The 19,865-nt window shown below is 39.9% G+C and carries 19 protein-coding genes; all 19 read right to left on the reverse strand.

Going from position 1 to position 19,865, the window contains the following annotated elements; genetic code table 11:
* Positions 1 to 62 precede the first annotated feature (62 nt).
* The 19 genes from ACTWQM_RS00425 to uvrB all read right to left on the reverse strand — a co-directional run bounded on the left by ACTWQM_RS00425 (position 63) and on the right by uvrB (position 19,789).
* Entirely contained in the window at positions 63 to 1,721 is a 1,659-nt protein-coding gene (locus ACTWQM_RS00425; protein WP_443256196.1) for a glycerol-3-phosphate dehydrogenase/oxidase, read from the reverse strand.
* Between the two features lie 188 nt (positions 1,722 to 1,909).
* On the reverse strand, positions 1,910 to 2,311 hold the full coding sequence (gene dhaM, locus ACTWQM_RS00430) for a dihydroxyacetone kinase phosphoryl donor subunit DhaM (protein WP_443256197.1): 402 nt from the start codon (positions 2,309 to 2,311) through the stop codon (positions 1,910 to 1,912).
* Positions 2,311 to 2,934 (reverse strand): dihydroxyacetone kinase subunit DhaL, encoded by a 624-nt coding sequence (gene dhaL, locus ACTWQM_RS00435; protein ID WP_443256198.1) that lies wholly within the window; start codon positions 2,932 to 2,934, stop codon positions 2,311 to 2,313. Before dhaL ends, dhaM begins: the two co-directional genes overlap by 1 nt.
* 13 nt (positions 2,935 to 2,947) lie before the next feature.
* A complete protein-coding gene (gene dhaK / locus ACTWQM_RS00440) occupies positions 2,948 to 3,940 on the reverse strand; it encodes a dihydroxyacetone kinase subunit DhaK (protein WP_443256199.1) in 993 nt (330 codons plus the stop codon).
* Positions 3,941 to 4,025: 85 nt separating this feature from the next.
* Positions 4,026 to 5,519: a glycerol kinase GlpK gene (gene glpK, locus ACTWQM_RS00445; protein WP_443256200.1), complete on the reverse strand. Its 1,494-nt coding sequence runs from the start codon at positions 5,517 to 5,519 to the stop codon at positions 4,026 to 4,028.
* 14 nt (positions 5,520 to 5,533) lie between these two features.
* A complete protein-coding gene (locus ACTWQM_RS00450) occupies positions 5,534 to 6,364 on the reverse strand; it encodes an MIP/aquaporin family protein (RefSeq protein WP_443256201.1) in 831 nt (276 codons plus the stop codon).
* 234 nt (positions 6,365 to 6,598) lie between these two features.
* Positions 6,599 to 7,816 carry a formaldehyde dehydrogenase, glutathione-independent gene (fdhA, locus tag ACTWQM_RS00455; RefSeq protein ID WP_443256202.1) on the reverse strand — a complete coding sequence of 406 codons (1,218 nt, stop codon included), beginning with the start codon at positions 7,814 to 7,816 and terminating at the stop codon, positions 6,599 to 6,601.
* 103 nt (positions 7,817 to 7,919) lie between these two features.
* Entirely contained in the window at positions 7,920 to 8,468 is a 549-nt protein-coding gene (locus ACTWQM_RS00460; RefSeq protein WP_443256203.1) for a glycerol-3-phosphate responsive antiterminator, read from the reverse strand.
* Between the two features lie 19 nt (positions 8,469 to 8,487).
* The gene (locus tag ACTWQM_RS00465; protein WP_443256204.1) at positions 8,488 to 9,000 is read right to left on the reverse strand and encodes an acyltransferase; all 513 of its coding nucleotides are present in this window, start codon (positions 8,998 to 9,000) and stop codon (positions 8,488 to 8,490) included.
* Between the two features lie 3 nt (positions 9,001 to 9,003).
* Positions 9,004 to 9,639 carry a pyrophosphatase PpaX gene (gene ppaX, locus ACTWQM_RS00470; protein ID WP_443256205.1) on the reverse strand — a complete coding sequence of 212 codons (636 nt, stop codon included), beginning with the start codon at positions 9,637 to 9,639 and terminating at the stop codon, positions 9,004 to 9,006.
* Positions 9,614 to 10,573 carry a nucleoside recognition domain-containing protein gene (locus ACTWQM_RS00475; RefSeq protein ID WP_443256206.1) on the reverse strand — a complete coding sequence of 320 codons (960 nt, stop codon included), beginning with the start codon at positions 10,571 to 10,573 and terminating at the stop codon, positions 9,614 to 9,616. The genes ppaX and ACTWQM_RS00475 overlap by 26 nt, the downstream gene beginning before the upstream one ends.
* Positions 10,574 to 10,593: 20 nt before the next feature.
* Positions 10,594 to 11,430 carry a prolipoprotein diacylglyceryl transferase gene (gene lgt, locus ACTWQM_RS00480; protein ID WP_443256207.1) on the reverse strand — a complete coding sequence of 279 codons (837 nt, stop codon included), beginning with the start codon at positions 11,428 to 11,430 and terminating at the stop codon, positions 10,594 to 10,596.
* 11 nt (positions 11,431 to 11,441) lie between these two features.
* Positions 11,442 to 12,383: an HPr(Ser) kinase/phosphatase gene (hprK, locus tag ACTWQM_RS00485; RefSeq protein WP_443256208.1), complete on the reverse strand. Its 942-nt coding sequence runs from the start codon at positions 12,381 to 12,383 to the stop codon at positions 11,442 to 11,444.
* Positions 12,384 to 13,054: 671 nt separating this feature from the next.
* A complete protein-coding gene (locus ACTWQM_RS00490; RefSeq protein WP_443256209.1) occupies positions 13,055 to 13,411 on the reverse strand; it encodes a phage holin family protein in 357 nt (118 codons plus the stop codon).
* A complete protein-coding gene (locus ACTWQM_RS00495) occupies positions 13,411 to 13,605 on the reverse strand; it encodes a PspC domain-containing protein (protein ID WP_443256210.1) in 195 nt (64 codons plus the stop codon). The genes ACTWQM_RS00490 and ACTWQM_RS00495 overlap by 1 nt, the downstream gene beginning before the upstream one ends.
* A 22-nt stretch (positions 13,606 to 13,627) precedes the next feature.
* On the reverse strand, positions 13,628 to 14,296 hold the full coding sequence (gene bshB2, locus ACTWQM_RS00500; protein ID WP_443256211.1) for a bacillithiol biosynthesis deacetylase BshB2: 669 nt from the start codon (positions 14,294 to 14,296) through the stop codon (positions 13,628 to 13,630).
* Positions 14,297 to 14,318: 22 nt separating this feature from the next.
* On the reverse strand, positions 14,319 to 14,672 hold the full coding sequence (locus ACTWQM_RS00505; protein ID WP_443256212.1) for a YojF family protein: 354 nt from the start codon (positions 14,670 to 14,672) through the stop codon (positions 14,319 to 14,321).
* Positions 14,673 to 14,922: 250 nt separating this feature from the next.
* On the reverse strand, positions 14,923 to 17,799 hold the full coding sequence (gene uvrA, locus ACTWQM_RS00510; protein WP_443256213.1) for an excinuclease ABC subunit UvrA: 2,877 nt from the start codon (positions 17,797 to 17,799) through the stop codon (positions 14,923 to 14,925).
* Between the two features lie 7 nt (positions 17,800 to 17,806).
* A complete protein-coding gene (gene uvrB, locus ACTWQM_RS00515; protein ID WP_443256214.1) occupies positions 17,807 to 19,789 on the reverse strand; it encodes an excinuclease ABC subunit UvrB in 1,983 nt (660 codons plus the stop codon).
* Between the last annotated feature and the right edge of the window lie 76 nt (positions 19,790 to 19,865).

Raw genomic sequence — 19,865 nt, forward strand, 5'->3', positions numbered from 1 at the left:
ATTTTATTTACCATGGCATCTTACCCGACCTCCCAGCCCAATATAAAAATCCGGCTGATAATTTACTCAACCGGATTTACTGATTCATATAATAACTGTTCTAATTCGCCCGTATAGTCTTCTTTTTGGTCTGCACTCCAATGCAATGCTTCTGCCATATAATCAATAACATTATCCTTATATGTTCTTACAAAATCAATATCGAAAAATAATGCTCCAGTTCGCCGTACAAAAAAGTCAACTGGTTTAAAAACCATTTCATGCTCAAGCGCATATGTTAGTTCAGCAAAAACTACATGATCAATCCCAGCTTCATCCGCAGTTGGCTTTTCTCCTTGATAAAGTTCGAATACTTTATCAATATTTGCGCCATATTTTTGAATTAAAAATAGTGCTATTTCTTCATCAATCCCTAATGCAATTGCTTCGGCAACTTTACGATTCTTGAAGCGTTGGAACCCTTTAGAGCCGCCAACTTCACCTCCAGATATCGGCAATTCTTCTGTATCGGACTCAGAATATAAAATCCCATTCTCCTTTTTCAGCTGTTCAACAATGGTATTAACAGCCTCTTCCGCCATTTTACGGTAACCTGTTAATTTTCCACCAGCCATTGAAATAAGACCAGAATCAGCAATGAAGATTTCATCTTTCCGGGAAATTTCACCCGGATCCTTTCCGTCCTCAGCAATTAATGGCCGTACACCTGCATAACTCGAGTCAACGTCATCTTTCGTCATATCCAATGAAGGAAACATAAAGTTGATAGTATCAAGTAAGTAGTCGCGGTCATCAACAGTCATAGTTGGATGTGATATTTCCCCTTCAAAACTTGTGTCGGTAGTTCCGACGTAAGTAACTTTATTTCGAGGTATGGCAAAAATCATTCGACCATCAGGTGCATCAAAATAGATAGCTTGCTGCAAAGGGAACCTATCCTTTGAAAACACTAAGTGTACTCCTTTTGTTAACTGCAGTGATTTCCCCTGTTTCGATCCATCAATTTCACGCAGGTCATCCACCCACGGTCCACCAGCATTGATTATTTTTTTAGCATACATATTATGTGTTTCGCCACTGATCTGATCCTCAACTACTGCACCTTCAATTTTTCCGGACCTATAAATAAAATCAACGACCTTCGTATAATTAATTGCATGTGCACCTTTTTCGACTGCCTTTTTGATAACTTCAATCGTGAGCCGTGCATCATCTGTTTTATATTCAACGTAGTAGCCTGCACCTTTAAGATTATTTTGGTTAACAAGGGGTTCTTTTTCCAGTGCTTCGCCAGGCTTTAACATTTTCCTGCGCTCGTCTTTCTTTACTCCTGCTAAAAAATCATAAACACGTAACCCAATACTTGTAGTAAATGGTCCAAAGTTACCACCTTGATAGAAAGGAAGCATCATCCATTCTGGTGTCGTAACGTGTGGGCCGTTTTCATAGACAATCTCCCGTTCCTTTCCAACCTCAGCAACCATTTTAACTTCATACTGCTTTAGATATCGCAAACCACCATGAACAAGTTTGGTCGAGCGGCTTGAAGTACCAGCAGCAAAATCCTGCATCTCCACAACAGCAGTGTTTAACCCGCGTGTAGTAGCGTCTAATGCAATTCCTGCTCCAGTAATGCCCCCACCAATAACTAGCACATCAAGTTCTTTTGCTTCAATCTGTTGAAAAACTTCACCTCTTTGGTAACTTGAAAAAGTTGTCATAATACTTCACTCTCCTCATTACTATCATTATAAAGGCCATTTACATATATACTAGAAAAAAAAAGAAACCACAAAAATAAACTAATGAACTCTACTAATCATCAGCAATTTGTGGTTTCTCCGTTTCTCCGACACATCTATTAACTTAATTATATTGTAGCACAATTCTTCAAAGTAGGTAAAGCAATTTAATCTTTCACTTCTCCAGTATTATGTTGCCCAAACTCCTTCATTATAGCGGAATATACATTTTCAAGATCCTTGCCCATGCCGGATTCCACAGCTGCCACATATGCTCCTTCAAGTAATGGCGCTTCTACTATTTTAATATTATCTATTCCCGTTATTTCAAGAGCTACTTCAGCATTCATCTTTGCACTTCCAATATCATAAAACAGTAATACACCATTTCCGTTATTTGCACGGTCTATAGCTAGCTGTATCTTACCAATGCTTGTTCCAATATCATTTTCTTCCGTACCACCAGCAACTTCAATAGGTACTTCCTTAATCACTTGGCGAATAATATCTTTTATTCCCTCAACCACTTTATTACTATGCGAAATTAATACAATACCAACGTAAGACATTACTCTTCACCATCTTCAATCACTTCTGATAATGCCTCAAAAATATAAAAGGATGTAGCCGCTCCTGGATCGATGTGCCCAATTGATTTTTCCTTGAAATAAGCTGCTCTTCCCTTAGTTGCCATAATATCTTTTGTATTTTCCATGGCCTTCTTTGCTTCACCTGCTATTTCACTTGCTTTAAAACGATCGACTTTCTTGAAATACTCAGCCATAGGCGACCAAACATCAATAAGTGTCTTCTCGCCTTCTGTAGCCTTTCCTCGCTGCTTGACACCATTAACCGCTTCTTCCAACATCCTGGTAATGTTATCGTGATCGATCGTATCACTCCCATTTGCTGCCAAGGACATTTTTAGAAATGCCGTCCCAAATAGTGGCCCGGAAGCACCACCGACTTTAGACATTAATGTCATAGCTACATCTTTTAATAAATCTGTAACAGTTTCATATTCCTGCTTCGTGATTTTATTGCTTACTTCCTTGAATCCGCGTGCCATGTTGATACCATGATCACCATCACCAATTGGTTGATCAAGGGATGTTAGATATTCTTTTTTTGTATGGATTTTTTCATTAATTTTTTCCATCCATTCAACTGCTTCGGTTACTTGTAATCCCATGTCATACACTCCTTTAGATACGAAAAGCAGGTGCTGACGACTCTGCATTAAGTAATGACTTTATTTCGTCATCTAGCTTTAATAATGATACTGAACAGCCTGCCATCTCTAATGATGTCATATACTCACCTACAAACGTTTTGTAAACCTTAATTCCTTTTTCCTTCAAGATTTTTTGGACGCTTTTATTCACGATATACAGTTCCATTTCAGGTGTCGCACCTAAGCCATTTACCATAACTGCAACATCACTGTCCGAGAAATCCCTATCATTTAGAACTTTCTCGGTAAGTTCTTTCGCAATTTCATGTGCAGTAGCCATTTCCTTCCGTTCAATACCAGGCTCTCCATGGATACCAATCCCTATCTCCATTTCATTATCTTCCAAGTAAAAACTAGGTCTCCCTGCAGCAGGCACAACACATGATGTAAGAGCCATACCCATAGAACGAACATTTTCAACCACTTTTTTGGCAACAGCTTTTACTTCTTGTATTGACCCTCCTTGTTCAGCTATCGCGCCTGCAATTTTATGAACAAATACAGTTCCCGCAATCCCTCTTCTTCCAGTAGTAAATGAACTATCTTCAACTGCAACATCATCATTGACAACTACTTTTTCAACTTCAATTCCCTCTGCCTCTGCCAGTTCTGCAGCCATTTCAAAATTTATCACATCACCGGTGTAATTCTTAATGACTAAAAACACACCCTTTCCACCATCAACTGCTTTAATTGCCTCAAGAACTTGGTCAGGGGTTGGAGAGGTAAATACTTCACCTGATACTGCAGCATCAAGCATCCCTTTTCCTATATAGCCAGCATGCGCGGGCTCATGACCACTTCCTCCACCACTAACAATCCCAACTTTATTAGATACAGGTGCATCTTTTCTGACAATTACTGTTGTTTCAGGTAACTGCTTAACATCGCTAGGATATGCTGCAACGAATCCTTCAACCATCTCCTGCAAAGCCAAGTCTGGGTTATTGATAATTTTTTTCATAATGTACACCCTCCACTATTTTGATAAAAAAGAGAGAAATTCACATAGCCCCATTTGGATATCATGACTTCTCTCCTTCTACAAATTACTTAAATTTTCTTGTTGCTTCTACAGCTTTTTGCCAACCACCATATAACATATCACGTTCTTCTTTTTCCATATCATTATTGAACATTTGATCTGTCTTCCACTGTGACGCAATTTCCTCTTTGTCTTTCCAGTAACCCACTGCCAAGCCAGCGAGATATGCTGCTCCTAGGGCTGTAGTCTCCTGAACTACAGGACGTTCAACTGGTACACCTAAAACATCACTTTGGAACTGCATTAGGAAATTATTCTTAACCGCTCCTCCGTCTACTCGAAGTGTTTTTAAATTGATCCCAGAATCTGCAATCATTGCATCCAATACATCTTTTGTTTGATATGCAAGTGATTCAAGTGTTGCACGAACAAAATGTTCCTTTGTAGTTCCACGTGTTAGACCAAAAACAGCACCTCTTGCATCACTATCCCAATATGGAGTACCTAGTCCAACAAAAGCTGGTACCATGTAAACCCCATCTGTTGAATCTACTTGTTTTGCTAACTCTTCTGTCTGGGGTGCGTTTTCAATAACCTTCAGTCCATCACGCAGCCATTGTACTGCTGAACCCGCTACAAAGATACTGCCTTCTAACGCATATTCCACTTTACCGTCAACGCCCCAGGCTAATGTTGTTAGCAAACCATTGTCAGATTTCACACCTTCTTCGCCAGTGTTCATTAACATGAAACAGCCTGTACCATATGTGTTTTTCGCCATCCCTTTATCAAAACAGGCTTGCCCAAATAATGCCGCTTGCTGATCACCTGCAATCCCAGCAATCGGAACTTCATGTCCAAAGAAATGATAGTCAATTGTGTTGGCATAGACTTCAGAAGATTGTTTGACTTCTGGCAGCATACTTTTAGGTATATTTAAAATCTCGAGTAATTCATCATCCCATTTAAGATCATAAATGTTGAACATTAAAGTCCTGGATGCATTCGAGTAATCGGTAATATGTGCTTTACCACCAGAAAGTTTATGCACAATCCATGTATCCATTGTGCCAAACAACAGATCACCATTTTCCGCCTTCTCCCTTGCACCTTCCACATTATCCAAAATCCATTTTACCTTTGTACCAGAGAAATATGGATCTAACAGCAGGCCAGTTTTTTCTCTGAACAAGTCATTGTAATCCTTTGCACGTAATTCTTTACATATATCCTCTGTCTGCCGAGATTGCCAAACGATAGCTTTATAGATTGGCTTTCCAGTATTTTTGTCCCAAACAACCGTTGTTTCTCGTTGGTTTGTTATACCAATACCAGCAATTTGATTAGGATCAACTTCTGACTTTCGTAGTACTTCTGCAATACAAGCAAGAACTGAAGTCCATATTTCATTTGCATCATGCTCTACCCACCCTGGTTTTGGAAAGAACTGTTCAAACTCTTTCTGAGCTGTTTCCACAATTGCACCATCATGATCAAACAGAATTGCTCTTGAACTTGTCGTACCTTGGTCTAACGATAAAATATACTCTTTTTTCATTATGAAATTCCTCCTTAGCTAATTTTCTTCTCTACATTGTCTGCAACTGTATTTCCTTTTTTCAGTTCTGCGCTAGTAGCTCCGAATAAAATTACAGCAATAACTGCACTTAAAATCCAAAATAATACTGAGTATTCGCCTAAAAATATTGCTCTATAGAATACTGCACCATAAACACCACCAAGAATCGGTCCTACTATTGGAACCCAGCTATATTTCCAATCAGATCCGCCTTTTCCTGGTATAGGAAGTAGTGCATGGGCAATTCTTGGACCCAGGTCACGTGCTGGATTAATGGCATACCCAGTAGCTCCACCTAGTGACATACCAATTGCAACAATCAATAATCCAACAATTAATGGGTTCAAACCTTCCGTAAATTCGTTAGCACCAATAAACATTAGTCCCATTAGTAGAATAAAAGTTCCAATTATCTCACTAACTAAATTGGAAAAAGGACTTCGTACAGCAGGGTCAGTTGAGAATACTGCTAATTTTGCGCCTTGATCCTTTGTTTCTTTCCAATGTGGTAGATAATTTAAAAAGACAACAACTGCACCAATGAACGCTCCAACCATTTGAGCTGATATATACATTGGAACCTTAGACCAAGGAAACTCTCCTGCAGCCGCAAATCCAAGTGTAACCGCAGGGTTTATGTGTGCTCCAGTAAAACTACCAACAGCATATACCCCCATTGTTACACCAAGACCCCAGCCAATTGTAATAACTACCCAACCTGCGTCTTCTGCTTTCGATTTCTTTAATACAACTCCACCAACTACTCCTCCCCCCAGGATTATCAGAATCATCGTACCAATTACTTCAGCTAAAAATTCCGGCAATTTAAAACACTCCCCTTTATTAAATTATTAAGCTAGAAAACGCGGAGTAGAATTGAGTAGATTAATAGATAGCACGAAAAAGACCCACACTGCAATAAGCGTACTTCTTTCAAAGTACTGTTGCAGTGTGGGTCTCCATGTCTCCACCACGTTCTTAACTTGTTAAATATAATCTTACCTCAACATGTAACCGCTGTCAATGTTTTTTTACAATTAACTTTTAGCTTGCTTTGATTACGCTCTAACCATCCCATGTGGATCAATAACAAATTTTTTTGATGCCCCTCCATCAAACTGCTTATAACCGTCTGAAGCTTGGTCAAGTGAGATTAATGTAGCGTTTACAGCCTTCGCAATTTGGGCGTTACCACTTAGAATTGCCTTCATTAGATCCCTATGGTATTTCATCACAGGCGTTTGCCCCGTTACAAACGTATGTGCTTTTGCAAAACCTAAACCAAAGCGAATTTTTAATGTTCCCTCTTTAGCATCCGAATCCTTGGAACCAGGATCACCTGTTACATATAGTCCTGGAATTCCTAGACGTCCTCCTGCCCTTGTTGCTCCCATAATAGAGTTCAGCACGGTGGCTGGCGCTTCTCCTGCATCTTCCCCATGACCGCTTGCCTCAAATCCAACCGCATCAACAGCACAGTCAACTTCTGGTACTCCCAGAATTTCCTCAAGCTGTTCACCAAGATCATCATGCTCACGTAAATTTACCGTTTCACAACCAAAGCTTCTTGCTTGTGCCAAACGTTCTTCAATTAAATCTCCAACAATAACGACTGACGCTCCTAATAATTGAGCCGAATGTGCAGCCGCTAATCCTACAGGTCCTGCCCCTGCAACATAAACAGTTGACCCAGTTTTAACTCCTGCACTTACCGCTCCATGATATCCGGTTGGGAAAATATCAGAAAGCATCGTTAAATCAAGAATTTTATCCATTGCCTGGTCTTTATCAGGAAATTTTAATAGTTGAAAATCCGCATATGGTACCATAACATATTCGGACTGACCACCAACCCAGCCACCCATATCTACATAACCATATGCTGAACCAGGTCGATCGGGATTTACATTTTCACAAATATGTGTGTCTTGTCTTCTGCAGCTCGTACAACGCCCACACGCAATATTAAACGGAACTGATACTAAATCACCTTTCTTAATAAATTCAACATCGCTTCCTGTCTCCACAACCTCACCTGTAATCTCATGACCTAACACTAAACCACTCGGTGCAGTCGTTCGTCCTCTTACCATATGTTGATCACTACCACAGATGTTTGTTGTAACAACCTTAATAATTACCCCGTGATTACATTTTCTGCCGACATTCAGTGGGTTCACCCCAGGACCATCCCGCAAGATTAAATCCGGATAACTCGTATCTTGTACCTCCACCTCTCCTGGCTTGACATACACTACCGCTCTGTTACTAGCCATACAAAACCACTCCTAAATAGTTTAATGGTGTCATTTTTGTAAGCGCTATCATTCTATCCCGAATTATACTGCACATAACTGAAAATTTCAATAACTTTTATAGTTATTGAAATTCCCATAATCGAGAATTCGAAGTGGATACTGCAATAGCCCCTGCCTCCATTACTCCAGATACTTCTTCCTCTTCATTTATTAGACCACCTGCAATGACGGGGATATTACTTTCCTGACTTATCTTTTTAACGATACTTGTCATAAGGCCTGGCAGTACCTCAATGCAATCAGGCTTGAAACGATCAACTAACTTAAGATTATGATCTAGTGCCATACTATCTAGTAAAAACATACGCTGAATAGCTAGTAACTTATGTTTTTTTGCAAGTTTAATAATGTTTCCTCTAGTTGACAATATTCCATCTGGCTTTACCTCGCGTAACAAATATTCCATTCCATATTCATCTGCTTTTAAGCCTTGAATTAAATCAAAGTGTACTAACACCTTTTTATTTGAGCGCTTCGTGTAATCCACTAAGCTCTTTAATTGGGATAGTCGAGTTTCCAATAATACAATAAAATTATGGCTTGATTCCAACGCCTTATCAAAGTCCTTCATATTTCGAATCGCTGGTAAGACACCTGTAGGAATTTCCATTTTATACCCTCCATCGACATTATTCTTTTTCCATCTGCTTCTCCATCTCTTCTTTCGTATAAATAAGCTGCATCGGATTGCCACCGACAAACACCCCCGGTGGGACATCCTTATTCACGAGCGTTCCTGCTGATACCACTGCTCCATCACCGATTGATATGCCTGGAAGAATTGTAGCGTTCGCCCCTATTAGCACTTCATCACCTATGATAACTTCACCAATCCGGTACTCTTTTATCAAGTATTCATGCGCTAGGATAGTTGTATTGTATCCGATTATACTATTTGCCCCGACTGTTATTTTTTCCGGAAACATTACGTCTGGCATTACCATTAGTGCAAATGCTGTTTGTTTCCCTACCTTCATTCGTAAAAACGTGCGATATAGCCAATTTTTCATACTTAAAAAAGGGGTGTACCGACCAAGCTGAATTATGATAAAGTTTTTTGCCACCTTCCAGAATGACACTGTTTTATATATTTGCCATAGCGAGTTGGCATGGGTAACTAGGTATCGATTGGTTTTACGCATAACTTACACTCCCAATATTTTGAGCAGATCCTGCATATCATCTAGCATATATGTTGGCTTATACTCGGATAACTTCTCCTTACCCTTCAATGACCAGGCAACGCCAGCCGTTTGCACGCCAGCATTTTTGCCCGTATCAATGTCATGATGATTATCCCCGACCATAAGTGTTTCGTTGGCAGATGCATCTAATTCCTGCATGGCTTTTAAAACCGGTTCAGGATGTGGCTTCGCATGAGTGACATCATCTAAAGTAATAATGGTTTCAAAGTACTTAGACAAACCAGTAACTTTCAGCCCCATTTCAACTGTTCGATTCATTTTAGTCGTAACGATTCCGAGCTTATAATCTTTCTCTTTAAGCTGATCAATCGTTTCGACAACGTTTGGGAAAGCTGTTACATAATTATCATGATGGTATAAATTATGCTCCCGGTATGTTTCAACCATTTTCTCCACCTGATTGGGATCGATCTGATGGAATGTGTCTTTTAAAGGTGGTCCGATAAACTCAATTGCTTCTTTACGGGAAAGTTCTCTTCCATAGTGTTCAAATGTATGCATGAACGATGCAATAATCAGTTCATTCGTATCGATTAGAGTACCGTCAAGATCAAAGAGTATTGTATGAATGTTCATGAGATGTGTCCTTTCTTTTTCGATTATCGATGCGCCGCCAAACAAACGCTACACTTGCTGTTAATAGTATTGCCGTTACCAAGCGAATTAACAGTAATGGCAATACAGGAATACCAAGCGGAATAAATATTAACGTATCCTCCACTACCGCGTGACAGGAAACAAGAAATATTAACGCAAGATACATATCACGCCGCGATACTCCGTCTTCTTCTACTGCCTGAATCATGAGGCCTGCACCATATGCAAGGCCAATTGTCAGTCCAGCTACAAGTGTCATTGATGTATTCTTTTCCATACCAAGCATTCTGGTAAATGGGGCAAATTTAGTTGAAAAAATAGTCAGCCAGCCTTTTTCACGCAAATACTGCATGAATACCATGAGCGGAATTACGATTAGTGCCAGCTGTACGACTGCTACAACAGCGGTTTGAAAGCCCTGTAGCAAAATTTCATTCCAGCCATTAAGTTCGACACCTGGTGCAGAAATAAGACCATATTGTGCTTGCTCAGCTCCACCATTCCAAAGTAGGTTAATCGTAACTGCTGAAATAAGTGCCAATGATACCCTAATTCCCGAAATAAGCCACCAGCTTACACCTACTTTTGCAGCCACGGTCGATTCGATAAACAGGTTATGCGAAAAAGACAGCATTACAGCTAATATGAAGACTTCTTTTATCGTGAAATCAAACGATACAATCGCAGCAATTCCAGCGTATAAATTTAGTGAATTTCCCAATACCAATGGCACTGCTGCCTCTCCACTTAGCCCAAGCAAACCCATAATAGGGCTAATCTGGTCAATAATCCATGGCAGTATCGGTGTATGTTGTAAAATGGTCACAATTAATGTAACTGGAAAAATAACTTTTCCTAATGTCCATGTAACTCGAAGACCTTGCTGCAAGCCACGGTTAAAAATCCCAGCCAATCATTCATCCCTCTTTTCAGTTACTTCTTCTTCTTTATTTTTTTGCCATCATAATGTCTATTAGCCTTCCCTGTTCTACGACGATAAACAATTACCACTATTCCGATTAGAATAATAGCAACCGAGATAAGCTGTGCTACACGGAAAGGTCCAAAATAAAGACTGTCAGTCCGCATTCCTTCAATAAAGAAACGCCCAACTGAATATGCCATCAGGTAGCTTATGAATACTTCACCACGCAATGGATTCTTGCGTCGCAACACGAGTAAGAAAATGAGTACAACTATATTCCAAAATGATTCATATAAGAAAGTCGGGTGGTACATCACACCATCAATACACATTTGATTCATAATGAAATCAGGTAAATACTGATGAAAACTATTATATGTAGTTTCAGAGAGTGGTCCTCCATGTGCTTCCTGGTTCATAAAGTTTCCCCAGCGACCTATAGCTTGTCCAAGTATTAAACTTGGTGCTGCAATATCAGCCAACTGCCAGAATGAAACTTTCTTCACGCGTGCATATACAATTGCTGTCAGCACTGCTCCAATCAGGGCGCCGTGAATTGCTATTCCGCCTTCCCAGATTGCAAAAACGTCCCACCAAGAACCACCAGTATAACGGTCCCATTCAAATATTACATAGTAAATACGGGCGAAAATAATTGAAATAGGAATAGCAAATACAATCATATCGACCATCAAATCTTTTTGAAGACCTAGTCGATCCGATTCCTTAGTGGCTAAATACAATCCTATAAATGCTCCCGCTGCAATAATTACTCCATACCAATAAATCGTTAATGGACCAATATCCAAAAAGATACGATCCAACGCTGGTGCACTACAACTCAATCCAATCACTCCTATTCATCTGTTGATTCATCTTTTTCCTGATCAATCATCGTTGTAAGCCTGTCAGAGAATTCTTCAGCAGCATTTACACCCATTCGTTTCAACCTGAAATTCATCGCTGCAACTTCAATAATTACAGCAAGATTTCGTCCAGGACGAACCGGAATCGTTGCTTTTGGAAGATTGACATCCATTATTTTCATTGTTTCTTCGTCTAAACCTAAACGGTCATACTGTTTTTGCTCATCCCATAGTTCCAAGTTTATAATCAATGATATTTTTTTAAAGCTCCTTACTGAACCCGCACCGAAAAGAGTCATAACATTGATAATACCAAGCCCACGTATTTCCAATAGATGCTCAATTAGTGGTGGTGGATTACCGATTAAACTATCATAGTCCTCTTGGCGAATTTCCACACTATCATCAGCAATGAGACGATGCCCTCGCTTAACTAACTCAAGTGCCGTCTCACTCTTACCAACCCCGCTTTGTCCCGTTATCAGCACACCTACACCATTAATATCAACTAATACACCATGAATTGCAGTGAACGGGGCAAACTTTGCTTCCAGATAGTTCGTAAGTCTGCTTATGACTCGGGTTGTTTTACGTGGAGAGTGTAAAATTGGTACCCCGGATGCATTCGCAGCCTCAAGCAAAACCTCTGGAATATCCATTCCGCGTGACACGACTATTCCCGGGGTTATATCCGTGCACAATTGTTCCGCGCGACTTCTTTTATTTTCGTCTGTCAGATCAAGGAAATATGCCATTTCTGTCTTTCCTACCAGCTGTAACCGTTCCTTAGGATAATACTTAAAATATCCTGTCATCTCAATTCCTGGACGGGAAATATCGCTCGTAGTAATTTCTCTATGTATCCCATCTTCCCCAGCAACCAAGGTCAGATTAAAATTCTCCAGTAAATCTTTCGTACGGACTTTAACCATCTATAGAAACCTCCAATGATATGTACAATTACTGATTTTCATTGTAGCATATTTTTAGTTGTTGAAGTATCGGGAAAGTTTGATACAGGCAATTTTCTAAAAGTTTTTTGCTGTTGATACAAAAGGTATAAACTGTGACGTAGCTTTATCGTGATTTCCTTCCATTCTTTATAAGATGAGTGCTAATCCAACGCTGCGGACTCATGGACTATCACTACGCATTAATCAGAAAGCCACCACTGGTTGAGATTTCTTGATTAGAGGGCTGAAGTGTTCCCTATGGCTAAGAAGTAATGTCACAATAAGCATTACTAATTTACAGGATAAAGTGAACAAAACCCAGCGGAGGAAATACATGGAGACTCCTGCGGGAACCGGCTAAAACCGGTCACGTCCTGTGACCAACGCCGGTACTAGAACGTCCTATTCGTCGTAGCAATAGCTGAAGATCCCGCAGGAAGCGGTTATTGCTTCCGAGGACGCTGAAGCGTTGCCCTAGGTGCGCGTAGTGTATTTCCGCAGCGGTGTCATAGCACTTCAGTAATTTTCAACAATAATTACCAGTTTTTGGGTTTAAGGAGCAATAAAATTTACGGAATTAGCCTTACTAAAAGAAACTTGATATAAATTGAACGAAAAAATCGCAGGTAGCTATCCTGCGATTTTAAGGTTTATTTCATTGTATCCTTCACTAACCTGTTTAATAGTAAGTTTAAGATTGAGATAATCACCGCAGCAATAACAGCCGTTCCAAATCCAGCGATAACAAACGAAGCATCCATTATAGATTGAGTAATCATTAGCGTTATTGCATTAATGACGAACAGGAATAAACCAAGTGTTAAGAAAGTAATCGGTAGAGTCAATACAACTAAAATTGGTTTAACAATCATATTTAAAATGGCCAATATAACACTTGCTAAAATAGCTGTGCCGAAGCCTTCCAGCTGAAAGCCTTCAAATAACTGTGCTACTGCAATTAACGCAACTGCATTCAAAAAGATCGATAGAAACCAGCGTAGCAGCATTAACGCACCTCCCCTTCTTTCGGAATAATGATCATAGCTATTAGGTAAATAAATATGGCGCCTCCACCTAAAAATATTCCCGCTACGAATAATAGACGGACAATTGTCGAATCAATACCAAAGTATTCGCCAAGTCCACCACAGATTCCTCCAATCATAGCATCAGATTTTGAACGGAATAATTTTCTGCTCATTTTGGATCCTCCTTAATAGTCCTCAGTCAAATTTCCAAATATAAAAATGCTCTTTTCCTAAACGTTTTTTCGCTTCCTCTTTGAGATCATCATCCAGTTCAGGGTTTTCCTTAAATTTGTTTAGTATCCCACTTGCCTGAGACTCATGGGCAAGAATAGCATCCATCTTCTGGTCAAAAAACGGTGTTACATCGTTCTTAACATCCGGCTCACCCAGTTCCTCGACATAATTATTTGTAATAGGCTGTGCCCATACTGTTGGACGTTCCTCAGGAGCCATCAGCCTGACAGCTTCAATAGCTGCAGCCCCAAGTGCATCATGATCTGGATGTACAGCACGTTCTGGGTAATGCGTTATTACTAAACTGGGATTGACTTCTTCAAGAAGTCCTTTTAGGTGCTCGGCAACCTCACGTCTGTCTTCAAACTCAAGTGTTTTATCACGGTAACCTAGCATTCGTAAATCAATATCAAGTCGTTTACACGCATTAATTAACTCTTCTTTGCGAATTTCCGGTAGTGTCTCCCGGTTGGCAAAAGTAGGGGATCCCATATTTCTTCCCATTTCACCTAACGTTCCACAAAAATATGTCACCGGAGTACCCTGTTCACGGTATTTCGTGATTGTCCCAGCAGCACCAAATGACTCATCATCTGGATGCGGATAAATTACAACTACATGTTTTTCCATTTAAATTCACCTAGCCCTTAAATTAGTAGCGAAATGGGGTTTCGCTGATTTGCAGTGATACCATTAACCGACCTTCACGGTCATGACCAGCAAGCAAAAGTTGGTTATCACCATGGATTGTCCAGTCTGTCAAACCTTCCGCATAAATCCAGCCTATTTCCATTTTTAACCCCACCCGATATGTCTTTCCGTTTCCTACGATTTTAGCTTGGGAAAAATTTACTTTTGCATTACGGATATATGCTCCTACATTATATGCCTTATCATCAAAATGGCTAGCATAAGCACCATTTGTTGTTTCTAAATGAACATAAACATCTTTATTCGAAAAACCTTCTAATAGCTTTTGCATTTTTTTAATCTCAATTGGTTTCATCAACATGTTCCTCCCTAGCACCTTCTTATTCAACCTTACCTAAACGTTGTAAACGCGTCAAAAATTTTGACCACAGAGTTATTTGCTGGAAGTTGATTTTTCATAATTACCGTAGCATGAACTTTTATCTTATAGTTGATGTTTCTTCTCTCCTCAGATGATATTCCTATTCCCCTTCCAATATTCGATCCCTTCCGCTCTATCATCAAAAAAGGATAGCAAGCCTTGACGCGACTCACTACCCTATGTTCTATTTTGAAGCAACTTTCTCCCGCTTCTCGAGGTCTGCTTCCATTCGTTTTCGGTCGCGATCCAATACAGGCTTCAAGTAATGTCCTGTATAGGAATGCTCAGCATCTGCTATTTCCTCAGGTGTTCCCGTTGCAATAATTTCACCGCCGCGGTCGCCACCCTCTGGTCCGAGATCGATTATATGATCAGCTGTCTTTACCACATCCATGTTATGTTCGATGATCAACACGGAATCACCATTATCAACCAGCCGTTGCAGTACACTCAGCAACCGCTTGATATCATCAACATGCAACCCAGTTGTCGGTTCATCCAGAATGTAAAATGACTTGCCTTCTGAACGTTTATGAAGTTCACTCGCCAATTTAACCCGTTGTGCTTCACCACCGGATAACGTTGTTGCAGGCTGTCCAAGCTTAATATAGCCGAGTCCTACATCATAAATTGTTTGCAGTTTCCGTTTTATTTTCGGGATGTTTGCGAAAAAGTCCAATGCTTCTTCAATTGTCATTTCAAGTACTTCAGAAATATTTTTCCCTTTATATTTCACTTCTAATGTTTCCCGATTATACCGTTTCCCATGACATACTTCACACGGTACATACACATCAGGCAGAAAATGCATTTCAATTTTAATAATGCCGTCGCCTCGGCATGCTTCACAGCGACCACCTTTTACATTAAAACTAAAACGTCCTTTTTTATAGCCACGAACCTTAGCCTCATTTGTTTGTGCAAAGACATCACGGACATTATCAAACACACCTGTATATGTTGCCGGATTCGAACGTGGTGTCCGTCCAATTGGGGCTTGGTTAATATCGATAATCTTTTCAACATGTTTAATGCCATTTATTTTTTTATGGTTTCCAGGTTTAAGTTTTGCACGGTTTAGCTGTTTAGCTAATGATTTGTATAAAATATCATTTACCAGTGTACTTTTACCAGATCCGGATACACCTGTAACAACAGTAAGCAGTCCAATTGGAAATTTAGCTGTAACATTTTTCAGGTTATTCTCTTCAGCACCTACTATTTCGATATTGCGTTTTGACCGCTTGCGACGCTTTGATGGCAATGGAACATACTTTTCACCAGCTAAATATTTTCCGGTAAGGGACTTTTTATTTTTCATTACTTTATCTGGTGTACCGCTTGCAACTATCTCACCACCGTGTTCTCCAGCCCCAGGCCCAATATCAATAAGATGATCAGCAGCAAGCATCGTATCTTCATCATGCTCAACCACAATCAACGTATTATCTAAATCACGCATTTGTTTTAAGGTACTAATTAAGCGATCATTATCACGTTGATGAAGGCCAATTGAAGGTTCATCCAGAACATAAAGAACACCTGTAAGTGCAGACCCAATTTGAGTTGCTAGTCGAATCCGCTGTGCCTCGCCCCCAGACAATGACCCAGCTGAACGAGACATCGTTAAATAATCCAGACCAACATTATTTAAAAAGTCCAATCGATCACATATTTCTTTCAATATCATGCGAGCAATTTTTTCTTCCTTCTCAGTCAGGTCAAGATTTTGGAAAAAGTCCTTAGCCTCCATGATGGAGTAGTCGGTGACCTGGCTGATATGCCTGTTATTAACCATTACAGCAAGCGCACCCTCTTTTAAGCGATATCCATCACATGTTGGGCAGTTCGTCTGAGCCATATACTTTTCCAATGTTTCACGGATAAAATCAGATGATGTTTCCCGATACCGGCGTGCTATATTTTTCATCACACCTTCAAATAAAATATTATTATCACGTATATTGCCAAAGTCATTCTCATAATAAAAATGGATTTTCTCTTTGCCGCTTCCATAAAGAATTTTATTCATTTGATCAGATGGAATCTTTTTCACCGGCGTATCCATATTAATACCATAGTGTTTGCAGACACTTTTCAGCAGTTGCGGATAATATTGAGAACTGATTGGTTCCCATGCTGCAATCGCATGTTGGTTTAATGTCTTGTCCCAGTCCGGAATAACCAATTCCAAGTCAACCTCCAGATTCGTCCCTAATCCGTCGCATGTTGGGCAGGCGCCAAATGGACTATTAAACGAGAATAATCGAGGCTCCAACTCGCCAATGGAAAACCCACAAATTGGACATGCATGATTTTCGTTGAACAACAATTCTTCTTCACCAGTGACATCGACAATAATTTTCCCTTCACCTAAACCAAGAGCTGTCTCAATGGAATCACTTAACCTTCCAGCAACACCATCCTTCACAACAATTCGGTCGATTACTACTTCAATTGAATGCTTCTTATTTTTCTCCAGTTGGATATCATCTGTGACTTCACGCATCTCGTTGTCAACGCGTATCCGAACATACCCTTCTTGCTTAAGATTTTCAATTACTTTGACATGTTCCCCCTTGCGTCCGGAAACAACAGGGGCCAAGATTTGCATTTTTGTACGTTCCGGGTATTCCAAAATGCGGTCAACCATTTGCTGAACAGTCTGTGAGCTAATTTCAATACCATGTTTCGGACATGTTGGCCGCCCCACACGTGCATAGAGCAAACGCAGATAGTCATAAATTTCTGTAACAGTACCGACTGTTGACCTAGGATTTTTACTCGTTGTCTTCTGATCAATTGATATCGCCGGTGATAGCCCTTCAATCGAGTCAACATCCGGTTTATCCATCTGCCCTAAAAATTGACGTGCATAAGCAGAGAGTGATTCCACATAACGTCGCTGTCCCTCCGCGTAAATTGTATCAAAGGCAAGCGAGGATTTGCCTGAACCAGATAAACCTGTTAAGACCACAAGTTTATTTTTAGGAATGGTAATATCTACATTTTTTAAATTATGTGCACGAGCACCTTGTACTTTTATTGATTTACTTGGCATGTACAGGTCATCCTTCCGCTTTAAGTTCAAGTATTATATCACGAAGCTCCGCAGCTTTCTCAAAATCAAGTGCTTTTGCTGCATCCTTCATTTCTTTATCCATATTCTCGATAACTTTAGATTTCTCTGTTTTAGATAATTTCGCAATACTCTTGGTTTTCTCTGAATAACTTTCCTGTTCCTCAGATGCTACAGTTGCCTTAATAACATCACGTACGTCTTTTCGAATGGTTGTTGGCGTAATGTTGTATTTTTCGTTATATGCTTTTTGCTTCTCACGACGTCGGTTTGTCTCATCAATAGCTAACTGCATCGAATTTGTAATACGATCAGCATACATCACAACTTGGCCATTTTCATTTCGCGCTGCACGCCCCATTGTTTGGATTAGCGACCGTTCAGAACGCAGGAATCCTTCTTTATCTGCATCCAAAATAGTAACCAATGAAACCTCAGGTATATCGAGTCCTTCACGTAACAAATTAATACCAACAAGAACATCATACTTACCGACACGTAAGTCACGGATAACTTCAATTCGCTCTAACGTCTTTATTTCCGAATGTAAATAAGCTACCTTGATTCCAATTTCCTTTAAATAGTCCGTTAAATCTTCTGACATTTTTTTCGTCAGTGTCGTCACCAAAACACGTTCATTTCGCTCTGAACGCTTATTAATCTCCTCAATCAGGTTATCAATCTGACCCTCAATTGGCCGGACGTCAATTTCCGGATCCAACAAACCGGTCGGACGTATAATTTGTTCGGTTACCCCAGGTGAATGCTCGATCTCATATGGTCCTGGCGTTGCCGATACATAAATAAGCTGATTTGTCGCCTTCTCAAATTCATCAAACATTAATGGACGGTTATCAAGCGCTGACGGCAGGCGAAATCCATGATCAACTAACACCTGTTTACGTGCTCTATCACCTTTGTACATTCCACGGACCTGAGGAAGTGTAGCATGTGATTCATCAACTACAGCTAAAAAATCATCCGGAAAGAAATCAAGTAATGTGTAGGGTGTTGCACCTTCTTCACGAAAAGTTAAATGCCGTGAGTAGTTTTCAATCCCTGAACAGAAGCCCATTTCATGCATCATTTCCACATCATAATTTGTGCGTTGTTCCAACCGTTGCGCCTCCAGTAACTTGTTTTCCGCACGGAGCAGCTTTAAGCGTTCTTCAAGTTCTGCTTCGATATTAACAATTGCCTTTTTAAGTTTCTCCTCACGTGTAACGAAGTGGGAAGCTGGGAAAATTGCTACATGTTCACGGTCACCTACAATTTCACCAGTTAACGCATCTACTTCACGGATCCGGTCAATCTCATCACCGAAAAATTCAATCCGAATACAATGTTCTTCTTTAGAAGCAGGGATTACCTCAACAGAATCACCACGAACGCGGAAAGTCCCACGTTGAAAATTAATATCATTTCGTGCGTACTGAATATCAACTAAGTCACGTAAGAGCTGATCCCGGTCTTTTTCCATCCCCATTCTTAATGAGAGTACCTGACTTTCATAGTCTTCCGGTGAACCTAGACCATAAATACAGGATACACTTGAAACAACTAAAACATCTCTTCGTTCAAACAAAGATGATGTCGCTGAGTGGCGCAGTTTATCAATTTCATCGTTAATACTTGCGTCTTTTTCAATAAACGTATCTGTTGATGGTACATATGCTTCTGGCTGATAATAATCATAATAGCTGACAAAATATTCAACTGCATTATTTGGAAAGTATTCCTTAAATTCACTATATAATTGACCTGCCAACGTTTTGTTATGTGCTATCACAAGCGTTGGACGATTAATTTCCTCAACAACATTCGATACCGTAAATGTTTTCCCGGTACCGGTTGCTCCCAGTAACGTCTGATGGCGCTGCCCTGATTTTACCTTTTCTACTATTTCTTTTATAGCATGTGGCTGATCACCACTTGGTTCATATTGTGCAACAAGATCAAATTGATTTTCCACAAAGCAAACCTCCGTTCATCACTCTGCTTACTAGTTTACCATATTTATTATCTAATTTTAACATATTAGCGAACAA

The sequence above is a fragment of the Virgibacillus sp. L01 genome, from assembly GCF_052246775.1.
GTDB lineage: Bacteria > Bacillota > Bacilli > Bacillales > Amphibacillaceae > Lentibacillus.

Bases quoted from the DNA above. Each gene is read 5' to 3' on its own strand.
- ppaX (WP_443256205.1), bottom strand. From the start codon at position 9,639: ATGAACATTCATACAATACTCTTTGATCTTGACGGTACTCTAATCGAT.
- dhaL (WP_443256198.1), bottom strand. From the start codon at position 2,934: ATGGGATTACAAGTAACCGAAGCAGTTGAATGGATGGAAAAAATTAAT.
- ACTWQM_RS00425 (WP_443256196.1), bottom strand. From the start codon at position 1,721: ATGACAACTTTTTCAAGTTACCAAAGAGGTGAAGTTTTTCAACAGATT.
- fdhA (WP_443256202.1), bottom strand. From the start codon at position 7,816: ATGGCTAGTAACAGAGCGGTAGTGTATGTCAAGCCAGGAGAGGTGGAG.
- glpK (WP_443256200.1), bottom strand. From the start codon at position 5,519: ATGAAAAAAGAGTATATTTTATCGTTAGACCAAGGTACGACAAGTTCA.
- ACTWQM_RS00465 (WP_443256204.1), bottom strand. From the start codon at position 9,000: ATGCGTAAAACCAATCGATACCTAGTTACCCATGCCAACTCGCTATGG.
- dhaK (WP_443256199.1), bottom strand. From the start codon at position 3,940: ATGAAAAAAATTATCAATAACCCAGACTTGGCTTTGCAGGAGATGGTT.
- bshB2 (WP_443256211.1), bottom strand. From the start codon at position 14,296: ATGGAAAAACATGTAGTTGTAATTTATCCGCATCCAGATGATGAGTCA.
- ACTWQM_RS00505 (WP_443256212.1), bottom strand. From the start codon at position 14,672: ATGAAACCAATTGAGATTAAAAAAATGCAAAAGCTATTAGAAGGTTTT.
- ACTWQM_RS00490 (WP_443256209.1), bottom strand. From the start codon at position 13,411: ATGCTGCTACGCTGGTTTCTATCGATCTTTTTGAATGCAGTTGCGTTA.
- dhaM (WP_443256197.1), bottom strand. From the start codon at position 2,311: ATGTCTTACGTTGGTATTGTATTAATTTCGCATAGTAATAAAGTGGTT.
- uvrA (WP_443256213.1), bottom strand. From the start codon at position 17,799: ATGCCAAGTAAATCAATAAAAGTACAAGGTGCTCGTGCACATAATTTA.
- ACTWQM_RS00495 (WP_443256210.1), bottom strand. From the start codon at position 13,605: ATGAGCAGAAAATTATTCCGTTCAAAATCTGATGCTATGATTGGAGGA.
- ACTWQM_RS00460 (WP_443256203.1), bottom strand. From the start codon at position 8,468: ATGGAAATTCCTACAGGTGTCTTACCAGCGATTCGAAATATGAAGGAC.
- hprK (WP_443256208.1), bottom strand. From the start codon at position 12,383: ATGGTTAAAGTCCGTACGAAAGATTTACTGGAGAATTTTAATCTGACC.